General features: G+C 34.4%; 10 protein-coding genes. All 10 read right to left on the bottom strand.

The window, feature by feature from the left end; genetic code table 11:
- Nucleotides 1-110: 110 nt before the first annotated feature.
- The 10 genes from RHO14_05390 to agaF all read right to left on the bottom strand — a co-directional run bounded on the left by RHO14_05390 (nucleotide 111) and on the right by agaF (nucleotide 12,882).
- Complete coding sequence (locus RHO14_05390) at nucleotides 111-1,172, bottom strand: nucleotidyltransferase domain-containing protein (protein WVD72235.1); 1,062 nt, start codon at nucleotides 1,170-1,172, stop codon at nucleotides 111-113.
- Nucleotides 1,169-1,930 carry a nucleotidyltransferase domain-containing protein gene (locus tag RHO14_05385; protein ID WVD72234.1) on the bottom strand — a complete coding sequence of 254 codons (762 nt, stop codon included), beginning with the start codon at nucleotides 1,928-1,930 and terminating at the stop codon, nucleotides 1,169-1,171. The genes RHO14_05390 and RHO14_05385 overlap by 4 nt, the downstream gene beginning before the upstream one ends.
- Nucleotides 1,931-2,872: 942 nt before the next feature.
- Entirely contained in the window at nucleotides 2,873-5,395 is a 2,523-nt protein-coding gene (locus tag RHO14_05380) for a fimbria/pilus outer membrane usher protein (GenBank protein ID WVD72233.1), read from the bottom strand.
- Nucleotides 5,396-5,426: 31 nt separating this feature from the next.
- Nucleotides 5,427-6,134, bottom strand: coding sequence for a molecular chaperone (locus tag RHO14_05375; GenBank protein WVD72232.1), 708 nt, complete (start codon nucleotides 6,132-6,134; stop codon nucleotides 5,427-5,429).
- Between the two features lie 36 nt (nucleotides 6,135-6,170).
- Nucleotides 6,171-6,686: a fimbrial protein gene (locus RHO14_05370; protein ID WVD72231.1), complete on the bottom strand. Its 516-nt coding sequence runs from the start codon at nucleotides 6,684-6,686 to the stop codon at nucleotides 6,171-6,173.
- Between the two features lie 316 nt (nucleotides 6,687-7,002).
- On the bottom strand, nucleotides 7,003-7,965 hold the full coding sequence (locus RHO14_05365; protein WVD72230.1) for a fimbrial protein: 963 nt from the start codon (nucleotides 7,963-7,965) through the stop codon (nucleotides 7,003-7,005).
- 570 nt (nucleotides 7,966-8,535) lie between these two features.
- Complete coding sequence (locus RHO14_05360) at nucleotides 8,536-9,498, bottom strand: fimbrial protein (GenBank protein WVD72229.1); 963 nt, start codon at nucleotides 9,496-9,498, stop codon at nucleotides 8,536-8,538.
- Nucleotides 9,499-9,905: 407 nt separating this feature from the next.
- Nucleotides 9,906-11,168 carry a bifunctional glucose-1-phosphatase/inositol phosphatase gene (agp, locus tag RHO14_05355; protein ID WVD72228.1) on the bottom strand — a complete coding sequence of 421 codons (1,263 nt, stop codon included), beginning with the start codon at nucleotides 11,166-11,168 and terminating at the stop codon, nucleotides 9,906-9,908.
- Nucleotides 11,169-11,291: 123 nt separating this feature from the next.
- Nucleotides 11,292-12,455, bottom strand: a complete 1,164-nt coding sequence (gene nagA / locus RHO14_05350; protein ID WVD72227.1) for an N-acetylglucosamine-6-phosphate deacetylase — start codon at nucleotides 12,453-12,455, stop codon at nucleotides 11,292-11,294.
- Nucleotides 12,445-12,882, bottom strand: a complete 438-nt coding sequence (agaF, locus tag RHO14_05345; protein ID WVD72226.1) for a PTS galactosamine/N-acetylgalactosamine transporter subunit IIA — start codon at nucleotides 12,880-12,882, stop codon at nucleotides 12,445-12,447. The genes nagA and agaF overlap by 11 nt, the downstream gene beginning before the upstream one ends.
- Between the last annotated feature and the right edge of the window lie 72 nt (nucleotides 12,883-12,954).

The raw sequence follows: 12,954 nt of genomic DNA, 5'->3' as shown, positions 1-12,954 counted from the left end.
TGCTGTGGTTTAACTCTGCAAGTTTATTCGCATGTTGGCTACGCTCTGATTGTACTTTAACTGAAATTCTAGTTGCTAGATGAGTTGCGTTTTAATTATAAAAAATATGATTAACGTTCATATAAACGAGTCCGCATCGCAACTAAGGTCGCCATAGCATTTTCTCGATTCGGTGCATCAGGCAGTAAAGATGTGGCTTGGGCACTTTCAATTTCACTCACTAATTTTTCGGCTATTAGCATAATTTCAGCGTAAGATAATTCGCCATGCTTAATTGCAAGTAAGGCTTCTCGATTAGGCCTTTTATTGGTTAGCGTACCTTTCGTCATAATTTCATGCGCAACTTGTAATAAACGAATTGTGTGCATCATATTTTTAGCATCGTAATCATTACCGTTATCAACGTTACTTGCATAGCGCTGTTCGTTACGCAAATCAACCCATTGCCAATACGCTTTATAATCACGGCAATGAGATGAGTAACCATCACGATTAAAACTTAAATATGCATTTAAAGGGGTATTTATCGCTACCGATGATAAACATAATTCGGTTGAGTCAAGATGTTTGATAATGCCATGATAACCATTTATGCCAGCCCTATCATAAACTAGCGCATAAAGATCTCGAGCATGCGGCACATTAGCAAGTCCACATTGCTGCTGATGCAGTTGATGCGTTGCTAACCAGGTATTTAATGGTAACGTTTGCGTTCCTTCAATAATATAGCAAAAATCAAGCACCGTTTTACGCTTTACTTCGACGGGATTATTAATTTTTTTATTGAGTCCTTTTGCTTTTTTAATTTGCGATACGGCATAATGGGCGAAGGTTTGTTTAGTTTGCTTAGAGAGAAACAAATCTAACGTTAGCTGTTTCATTATTGGATGCTGATATAAGATGCACTCTGGCGCAGAGGCTAATACTTCTAATATATTAGGATTGCTTTTAATAAGTAATTCAACAAAACGTCCCAATTCATAATAGACAATATCATTGGTTTCATTACTTATTTGCGGTAGATAGTCGAGGCCATAAAACTGCGCTTTAGGCAGATAAAAAACGCCTTTAATATCTGTGTCTGAAGTTGCTGTATCAAGGCCAAATGAACGACTACCGCTAATAACTTCAAGTAAAATCAAGTTTTGCGCTTTTAAGTCATCAATGGTCATTTTGTAGTTTCACTCGTTAATACATTAAGAAAAAAATCATCTAACAGTTTGCTATCAAAGCGAACCTCATCAATTAGTTGAACTTTAGTATTAAGTTCGCTCGCGGTTTGATCAATAAAATCTAAAATCAGCGGTTCGATATCTATCGAATAAGACTCTTCAACGGTTGATTTATATTTAATTAAGGTATTGATATTGTCTTGTAATTGTTTAGGTAATAACGCCATTAATGGTGCAATAGCCATCGGCGCAATTTGCTGTTTTTCAAGGCACCACTTGGCAGATAATAGTGGCCTTAATACATAAAATAATTTTTTGATGCCAATTTGTAAGCCATCTCCAGTTTGTAGTGCGCTTTTAGCAATACCTAAATAGTGGTAAATATTGCCCCTAGCATTAAAGTAGTGCTGACATAATGCCCAGAGTGATGCCGATATTGCTGGATGTTGCTGATAAATAATTGGCGATTGTAACCACTCAAATGGCGTTGTATTTGATTTACGAATGAGCTGTAAAGTCTTTTTAAGATCCCAACCATGAAAATCAAGCTCATCATTAATGGGGAACGTAAGCTGACCTGCTGGATCATCAATTGATAAGTATTTATTTCGCGGATGAACATAGATAAAACGCACATCATAATCACTATTAGGTGACGGAAATCCCCAAGCCCGGCTTCCTGACTCACACGCATATAGGATCGTAATTTGATGTTGTAACTCAATATCACGCAACTGTTGTTTAATTCTATTTTGCATATCATTTTTACTCATTATCTGATTAACTTAAGATCCGCGCTTAACACTCGAATTTAGGCCATTTATCAATCCTTTTAACATTATTCTATCACTATTTTTGATTAAGTGAGCGTTTAATCATCTCGTCGATTTGATCAATAAAAAATGGATAAAACGGAATTATTTCAATTTTTCTAATGCTTTTTCCCTGAATTTAATTTTAAATTTTATATTACAGACAATAAGAATGATCACCATTTTAATCTTGATAGTTATCTAAACTTAAAAATTCCAGTTGAAGGTGATAGATCTCACCGCCATTAACAACAAACTAATAAATAGCTATTGTTCAAACTTTTGGTATATGGACCATATTTATTAGGACCGATGCTCGAAGTCAAAAATATAGAAACAATTGACAAAAGGTACAATTATTGCGGCGATATTTAAATTTAATATAGTTTGGCATTAGCAATAATATTTCACTTAATTCTTAATTATTTTATAAGATTAACTTAATGATCAAATGAAAAATAAACTCATTTTGCATCAACTTGATACCACTAGTATTTTTAATCCCCAATTGTTCCCTATTCATTTGATAATATTTATCTGTAAAATGTGACAAGTAATACCGAAGATTTTTCATACCCTATTAATCATTTTTGATTAATAACTATTTATATTAGCGCAACAAAATCAACTGGAGAAACATAATGAGCAATACAAAAAAAAATTTAACCATAATGCTGATATCAAAATAGTAGGAATACTTGAATTCAAGTATTAAGTGCGAGTCTTAACTAAAAATGGGGATAATAAAAAGGTAAGTTGTTTATAATGATTTTTAATTAAATCTGAAAAGTTGTTATATTCGTTGCTCTTTTTTTAAAATTCAATTTTATTGCATTCTTGCCAAGCAAAAAAATGGGATATTCTACTCATTAAGTGAATTTTCATAAATTAATTACATTGGACTGAGAAAGAAATAATCTCTTCTTGAGATTCTTTAAATTCATAAGGTGCGTTACATTGATTATCTCCCCAGCTTATGTGAATAATTCCTTTCGTCGGAGCACCACTTAGGTATACTTTTTGATTATCATCGACAATACCTGTAGACGCTACACCATTATTATTAATCTTTGCCTCAGCTCCGAAAGGAATGTTTTCTCCAACCAATGTTACAAACATTTTATAGCCAATAATCGTATGATACTCAGCCATCACAATTGCGCCTCTTGTCGGTACAACAGTTTTAATATTGCTGGCTAAATCAATGCGCGAACTTAAATTCGTTGTATCTAGTGATATATTATTCCTTTGATAAGGACTAACATAAGGAACAATTGCATTACCCCAATAGTCAGTTGAAATACCCGGATTATTCTTAACGTCTATATTGCTTGCATCTTTAGCCCTAACTAATGCAAAAGTTTCACCAAGTGGTTGTGAAAATGTCACGCCATTAGGATGGATAACCACTCCTCCCATTGCTGAATAATTAACTTGTTGCGTATTATGCGTATAGTTATACCCTAATTGGTATTCACCAAAACTAGCCTTGTAACCAACAGAAACATTACCAGTGGAATCGCTATCTCTTTTATTATATCCTTCTTGTATAGAATAGTTAAAATTGTTGTTTTCCAAGGCGGTACCAGAAAATCCCACTAAACTTGTGTTGTTACCTTTTTTATCAGAACTGTTCGATAAATTAAGCCATGTATTGCTACGAATAAAGTCTAAAGGTATTTGTACCGTAAATGAAAAGATTTGATTTTTATTACCATAGTACATGTCTTTAGAGTAGCTGTAATTGAATGAATAGTTAACTCCGTTATAGTTTTTGTTATAACCAAAATTTAAGTTTCTCTCTTTTCCACTATTATTCCAGTATTTTTGTTGATAACCAGTTAAATACATGCTACCAAAATCACCGAGATCCTGATTAATGCTTAATTGCAGTTTGTCTCTTTTATTTAGACTATTATACTGGGATTGATAACTTGCAATAGCGTCTTCTTTATTAAGACTACTGCCCATTGAATTGAGTTGGCTATTATCATAATAACCATTGGTTTGCGAAAAGTCTCTGTATTTAGATGTCGAATAACGGTAACCTGCTAATGAAAAACTGGTTCCTGTAGAAAGAACTTCTTTTGAATATTGGAATCTGAACGATTCACCCGTGTAATTTTTACCCATGATTTGAGAGTTTGCAATAGTTGCATCAAATGAGATTGAACCAATATCATTTAGGCTTTTACCTAAACCTAATAATAAAGCATTATATTTTTCAGATGTAATTAATCCACCATATGCTGTTGCGTTATAAGGAAGGCCATAAATTCCTGTCGATTGTAAAAAAAAAGGTTTTTTATCAGATGCATTACGTGACCGATATTCACCGGCTGTTAACGAATACTTAAAACGTCCCTCACGTAACATAATTGGCACTGATGAGAATGGTTGAATAAAAGTTGTTGTTGATCCATCAGTTTCTTTAATTGTTACTTCAAGATCGCCACTGGAAGACGTCGGGTATAAATCATTAATTATAAAAGGACCTGGTGAGACATAAGTTTGTAAAATAGTATTACCATTTTGACGAATTGTAACTTGTGCATTAGTTTTGGCAACCCCCCTGACGATTGGTGCAAATCCACGCATGCTAGAAGGCTGCATTGCATCATCGGAGGCTAATTGTACACCAAGGAATGAAAAGCTATCAAACATATCCGATGGCGTGTAACTATCACCAATAACCAATTGACTTTTCAGTGATTTTACATTGCTCTCAATATAGGTTTTTATGCTATTCCACTTAGCTATATTATTGCTTTTACTATAAGTACTATAATTTCTCAAACGCCAAGATCCAATATTTAAACCACTGCGTAAATTTAGATAAGAACTATTATGAAATTCAGAGATCCCATCTGTTTTAGTTGAGGAACCCGAATATGTATAATTTGCGAATAAAGCACTTATACCATCATTCCATTGACTTTCTGGAACAGTGCCTTGAGCAACTTTTTTGATATATTTTTGAGGAATAGAAATTTCTAATCGACGTTTTTCAAAATTGTATTTAGTAAATGCATCAGGAATAAATTTGTTAATTTCTTTAATAACATCATTATCATTAATGCTCATAAAATTAGGAGTTGCATTAGGCAATACTCCATATTCTATGTATTCCAATTTTGTTAACAAAGGTAATAATTGATTACTTCCCTCTGAGTAGTCATACTGTATTTTTTTCTCTGTTACATAATTATTATTTAAATAAATAGCAGAGTCATAAGCCCCTGCTACTTGCCCTCCTGCATTAAAAACAGATAAATCAACATGTTGATTTTGACCTGATACTCCTTCAATAAAACTTGGATCAAAATAATCATCGGAAAATGCCATTTGGACATGTAACGGTGAAAAAAGAATTATTCCACGAAGAATATTTTGGATGAAAGACTTTTGCATTCAAATACTAATTTATCATTTATAAAAAAATTTAATTTGCTGCATTATTATTTGATCTAACGGTTGCATGCTCTTCTAGTGTAATTCCGCCAAAGTCATTAATAGATTGCCAACTAACATTATCATTTACGCTAACATTTTTATTCACATATTGAGTTTCAAAAGGCAATACCATTGGAGGATTAGCAATATCTTTTCCATTTATTTTGATACTTTTAAAAGAAACACTATAAGGCGTTGGATTATTAATAGCTAGTCGTCCACTTTTATTTATAAATTGAATTTTTTTGTAAGCTTCTGCTGATTTACCGGGCAAATTAGCCGGACGATAGAATAGTTTTATTTGCGTTTTAACTGCAATAAGTAACATATTCTGACCGTCGGGCTTATTTGTTGATGGAATTGATTTAATGTTTAACCAGAAAACACTTTCTCTATCACTCGGTAGTTTTTTACCAGTTTGCACTACACGAACCGAATTATTTGTATTAGCTTCTAATCGAAATAAAGGTGGTGTAGTTATAAATATATCATCAGAAGCTTTTTTACTATAGGGGTTTTGGGTAACCCACGATTGAATTAAATAAACTTGATCATCATTATTACTAATATTAATTGAAGCGTTATTTTTACTTCCATCGTAGATTAGCCTCGTGCCACTAATTTGTACGCCGTTTGCATAAACTTCGGTTAAAGTAATTGCTATCAATATGAATGTATAAATTATTTTTTTTAACATAAAAGTTCTTAATAATAAAAGTTTATAAAGACGCTATTATTGGTAAATTAGAGTATATGTTGTCGTCGCATTTGCCGCCCCAGGAGTAACGCTTGCTGCTACTGCATAGTATTTTGCAATATAAGCTAACTCATTGTCACCTTCCTTTAAGGTTTGCATTTTTGAATGATTTTGCAGTCCAATAAGCGTTGAGCTATCGTTTTCATAAATACCAATACCAACATTAGTTGCGACACCATCACCTGTGTTAAGTGCTAAAATACGATTATCTGTAGTTGCAGCTCCATCAAAACTAACCGAAGCGTTAGTAGCACTTTTTGGGCATCCTGACAATTTAATGGTAAATTTAGTTGCTGAAGCTGTATCTCCTGCGGCCGAAAAAGCTTTAACTGATACAGTACCTAGTGAAACTGATTGAATTTGGTTTGCGACACTGACAGAACAAGCTGTATCAGTTATTTGACCAGTAAAATTGATTGTGCCATCAGAAGCGAAAACCTCTGAAGAAAAAGATAAAAAACTAATAATAACAATAAGTAACTTGTTTTTCATTTTAATAAATTCTCGTATAAAAATTAACCTAAATAGGAAATGCGATTCTATCGGCTTCTATTTTTATATCAAGATATTTTACATTTAATTTCACTTAACTTTATAAAAAATATACATTTTTAAGGCCATTATTGATAATAATGGAAAAATTAATGATTAAATTTAAGTCATTATTAGTTTACTATACTTACATAAAGTCTATTTTTACTATCTTAAATTGTGAATAATCTAGTTATCGTTAAATAAACACTTGATAAATTGATTTGGTTACAATTTAGTAAATCAGATTAGATAAAGGCGAATACCATATAATATTTTATTGGTATTGCACGGTAAAAGTTACGGTGCTATTTGCCGTTCCTGCCTCTATATCGCTTATTTGATAGTAGCGAGCTTGTAATGGTATTGTAAATATTCCTTTTTGGGCATTACCTACAGAAATATTTGAATTTAGTGGTAAAGCTTTATTATTATATAAAAGCTGAATAGCTACTCCTTTTGCGCTACTATTTATGAGATTTAATAAACCCTCTGATGCTTTGTAGATATTTCCATTAATACTAAGTGATATACTAGATGATTCCGCACAATTTAAGACTATATTAAAGCTTTGCGTATTATTAGCGGCTGTTCCTATACCATTAAATTGATTTTTTGGAATTGATCCCATGTTAACGCCAATTGTAGAAGAAGTGATAGAACATGCTTCCACAACAACATTGGCACTAGATATCGTGTTCATTGGTGAAACAAATCTATTTGAGTCGTTTACTATTCTCATCGCGTAACCAATATTTGATGTGATAGTCATAGAGGTGGAGGATATATTGCCTATTTTATATAACCGAATAAGAGGTATTATAGTATAGCTAGGTGCAATCATACCTGTCCTTGAAGAACATAATACATTGGACTTACTCTCCGTTAATGATACCCAGCCAGTTGTTGAGCATTCAACCGCTGTCCCGCCAAGAGCATACCCAATTCCATCTACCGACGTTTTAAAAATGCTTTCACCATCAATATTTGATATAGCCGTCTGATCTTTCGTTGCGACTATACTAAATGAATCACTCGTTATTCCTGAAGTATCTGTACATGTTGAAACAGTATATGCTGTTCCTTGATACTCCCCTATTAAATCGCCTATCATTAAATTACTGGGAATAATTAAAGGATTTGGCACATTGATAACAGAATTAATTGTTGTATAAGTGCATTGATAACTATATACAGGAAAAATGGTAAGGATAAAAAATAGATAAAAAAATAGCCTCATATATCCCCTATAAAAAAATCAATAAAAATTAAGTAGTAATAGTATATTTACATAAAATATATAATTGTTCAATTTAAAAGTAAACCGGTAATAAGTTAAATTCTAAGAAAATGATATGATATTGATCTCTTTATTTCATGGGGTGTAATGGTATACTTTTATTAGATAGTTTTAGTGATGAAGAGATTGAAGCAGTAAAAAATCGACGTAATTATCGCCAAGAAAACGGCTTAAAGATAAAACACCTTATGACACTTTTTTAAACTGGATTCGTACTTAGATGCTGAATTTAGAATATTAACTTGATAGAAAAGGTGGGTTAATGCCTGAAAGTTAAAAAATGATTAATGCGCGTTATTTAAGGAGCTTGCTCATAGCCGTTTTAAAGGTGGTTAGTTGGAAAAAACCCTTTTGATTTACTTAGCAATCAGCCATTTCTACTACCACATTTTGTGGTAGATTTTACTGATTAAGTTGCTCAAGGTTACGGATTTGATTGATATTAAATTTCACTTAACTTTATTAAAAATATACATTTTTAACGATTTTAAATAGGTGAATGTTATATTTTTATTTGTATTGCACGGTAAAAGTTACGGTGCTATTTGCCGTTCCTGCCTCTATATTACTTATTTGATAGTAGCGAGCCTGTAATGGTATTGTAAATATTCCTTTTTGGGCATTACCTACAGAAATATTTGAATTTAGTAATAAAGCTTTACTATTATATAAAAGCTGAATAGCTACTCCTTTTGCGCTACTATTTACGAGATTTAATAAACCCTCTGATGCTTTGTAGATATTTCCATTAATACTAAGTGATATGCTAGATGAATCTGCACAATTTAAGCTTATATTAAAGCTTTGCGTATTATCAGCGGCTGTTCCTATACCATTAAATTGATTTTTTTGAATTGATCCCATGTTAACGCTAATTGCAGAAGAAGTGATAGAACATGCTTCCACTACAACATTGGTACTAGATATCGTGTTCATTGGTGAAACAAATCTATTTGAGTCGTTTACTATTCTCATCGCGTAACCAATATTTGATGTGATAGTCATAGAGGAGGAGGATATATTGCCTATTTTATATAACCGAATAAGAGGTATTATTGTATAGCTAGGTGCAATCATACCGCTCCTTGAAGAGCAAAATACACTGGACTTACTATCCGTTAATGATACCCAGCCAGTTGTTGAGCATTCAACCGCTGTCCCGCCAAGAGCATACCCAATTCCATCTACCGATGTTTTAAAAATGCTTTCACCATCAATATTTGATACAGCAGTCTGATCTTTCGTTGCGACTATACTAAATGAATCACTCGTTATTCCGGATGTATCTGTACATGTTGAAACAGTAAATGCTGTACCTTTATATTCCCCTATTAAATCGCCTATCATTAAATTACTTGGAATTATTAAAGGATTTGGCACATTGATAACAGAATTTATTGTTGTATAAGTGCATTGATAACTATAGACAGGAAAAATGGTAAGGGTAAAAAATAGATAAAAAAACAGCCTCATATATCCTCTAGAAATAAATCAACGAAATTAAGTAGTACATAGTATATTTACATAATAATGTATAATGGTTCAATTTGAAAGAAAATCGGCAATAAGTTACATTTCAATAAAATTGATATGATGTTGATCTCTTTATTTCATAAGGTGTGATGGTATACTTTTATTGAATAGTTTTCGTGATGAAGAGATTGAAGCAGTAAAAAACCTCACCCGTGAAAATGGCTTACAGATAAAACACCTTATGACGCTTGTTTAAACTGGATTCGTACTTAGACGCTGAATTTAGAATATTAACTTGATTGAAAAGGCGAGTTAACAGCCTGAAAGTTAAAAAATGACTAATACGCGTTATAATCAATGAAACGCCTAAAATGCGTCTCATTGATTTGCTAGTATAAATTAAACGGTTATTTAAGGAGCTTGCTCATAGCTGTTTTAAAGGTGGTAAGTGGGCAAAAACCCTGCTTATTTATTGGGCAATCGGCCATTTCTAATACCACATTTTGCGGTGGATTTTGTTGATTAAGTTGCTCAAGGTTACGGATTTGGTCGGTTGATTGATATTTATATTCAATTTTCATAAACTGCTTACCGCTTGTATTATCTTTCCAACGCTCAAAAAAGACTTTTCCACCTATTGGCGTTGTTTCAAATTGATTAGGTAAAACATAAGGCTTAATTTTTAGTGCCGCAAACATCGAAGCAACGTTAGAATCATGACCCACTAAAAAGGTCACTTTAGCCTTACCTTGATTATGGATTAAGGTGTTATCAATATAGCTAAGTAATCTTGCCGAAACTTCTTTAGCAACAACTGGCGAGCCAAATAATACCGTGTTATAACTCTCTTTAATCGAGACTAAACGTTCAAACTGTTCATTATCTTTAATGCCGCCCCACGCAATATCGCTCAGTTTAGCGCCTTCATAATATTGCAAAATAAAAGCATCACTAATCGATGTACCAGTGCGAATAGGCCCCGAAACACCGGGCTCCTGCCCTGCTATAATTTTAAATGCGGTTGGCTGCTTTGCAAAATCACATTGCTGTTCCTGCTTGCAATTAGCCGAATTGGTATAGTTGATTATCTTTGCCATATCTTGATAAGCCGGCTGTAATTTTGTATTTAGGCCGTCGATACCAGTATTAAGATCGGCAGTTGCATTGATTGAGGCAACTGCGCGCTGCTTAAATGCCTCACTATCATCACGAATAATCGGGAAAAATAACGGATCCATGGTACCCATTTTTTCTTTATGCACTATTGGCACAAGGCAGCCTGGAAAAGCACCAACAGAAAAAAACTGCGCGGTTGCAATAGTGCGCTGTAAGCTATTGGCATAAATATAAACATCATCTTCGGTTGGGCATTTATCGTCAGTTAATAATTTATTTTTAACGAGCCACATATTTATATAGTGCCCGAAGTAGGTTTCTAAAACGCCGCCACGAGTAGTAAGGTAACTTGGCTTAGTATCCCACTGCGGCCATAAATTGGGCGTCATTTTACCGAGCGAACTGCTTGGCGTTGACAATGGCGCTCGTAAACCATGACGACTAAAAATCACCACTTGTTCTAAAGAATAATCGTTAATATCATCAGCAGCTTGCGCTGCCATTGAAAATAACAACGCCAAACAAACTAATGGGCTATAGTTAACTTTTTTCATATAAATGCTCTTGATTATTGATACCACGCTATTTTAAGGTGAATATGGCAATTAAACCTTGATACGGATCGTATTCTCGTTAAATAAGTGTTGTTTTTAACAGTTTATTACCTGATTTTGCACTTAACGTAGTTGATAGTTATCGTGATCTTGCCCTTTGTATACTGTATTACCGTTTACTAAGGTTGCAATAATTTGTTTTTGTGGCGTTAGTAATACAAGATTAGCTTGTTTACCAACGCGAATACTGCCCAAAACATTACCGATACCAAGCGCATTTGCCACGTAAATGCTAGCATGTAGCCAAGCTTGCTCAAAAGCAATATTTGCTGCATTAGCAAGATGGTTAACGGCAACATCAAGCGAAAGTGTGCTACCCGCAAGTCCACCATCATCGGTTCGAACAACATTATTTTGCATATGTACGTTCATTTCGCCCAATTTGTAATCGCCATTTTGCATACCAGCCGCGCGCATCGCATCACTAATTAGCAGTAACTGATCGTTGCAGCAGCGATGGGCGATGTTAATAGCCGCGTGATGCACATGATAGCCATCGGCAATGATTTCAGTTTGGCAATTTGGTGAGGTAAATGCAGCGCCAACTGCGCCAGGCTCACGATGGTGTAATCCTTGCATGCCGTTATAACAATGAACTACCCCACTTGCGCCGGCAGTTAACGCTGATTTGATAGTTTGGTAGTTAGCATTAGTATGCCCTAGCATAACCCGTATATTTTGCAGCCTAAGCCAGCGAATTATCGATAAGGAATTAAGATATTCCGGCGCTAAAGCAATACATTTAAGCGTGCCATCCGCCAATTTCAGCCATCTTTTAAGTAGCATACGCGTAGGGGCTTGTAATAAATTTTGCGGGTGAGCGCCTTTATGCTTAGCAGTAAAAAATGGTCCTTCTAAATAGGCGCCTAATAGCTGGGCGCCATCTACCCCTTGCTGATAACTCTGTTTTATTTGCACTAATGCCGCTTCGATTTTTTCAGTAGACTCGGTTACGGTTGTAGCTAAAAAAGCCCCCACGCCATGCTCGGCTAAATATAGGCTAATGGTATTTAATGCTTGGTGACTTGCATCCATCACATCCATACCTTTAGCGCCATGTATATGGCTATCAATTAACGCTGGCATGATAGTTAGGTTATTTGGGCTCGGCGACTTAGCTTGCTCGATAGCGATAATAATACCCTGCTTATCAATCGTGAGTAGCCCATTTTCAAGCCAGCCTATTTCGGTCAAAATACGCTGGGTATGGATTTTTTTATATTCCATCCTCACACTCCTTGATATGGTGCGTTACATTTGACGTTTGATGCCATAAACTTGTTACCGCTTGCTTTGCTTTATCAATGGCCATATCGCGAAATGTACTAGCATCAAGCCCGTCCCGCATTAGTAACATCTCAATAACGAGCGGTAGATTGCTGCCGGTTATCACTTCAATATTTGCATAACCAAAGCTAATTAGTGCCGCAGTGCGAAAAGGTGATCCGCCTAAAATATCGGTTAAAAATATTACGCCCTCACCTTGATCACACTGCTGGCGTGCTGAGTTTAATTGTTTTTCTAACTCATCAACGCTTAAACCATCAGGAAAATTGACAGCCATAAACTGCGCTTGTTGCCCTATAATTTGCACCGTCGCGTCATATAGGCCCGTTGCAAAGCTGCCATGACCAGTTAATATAATACCTAACATAAAATCACCTCGCTAATAGTTAGGATCGTTATCAAAATAACTATCTCTTGCTTGCTATGTATTATTTTCTAT

It is taken from the genome of Orbaceae bacterium lpD04 (assembly GCA_036251935.1).
Taxonomy (GTDB): Bacteria; Pseudomonadota; Gammaproteobacteria; order Enterobacterales; family Orbaceae; genus Orbus; species Orbus wheelerorum.
This window is presented reverse-complemented; position numbering and strand designations above follow the sequence as displayed.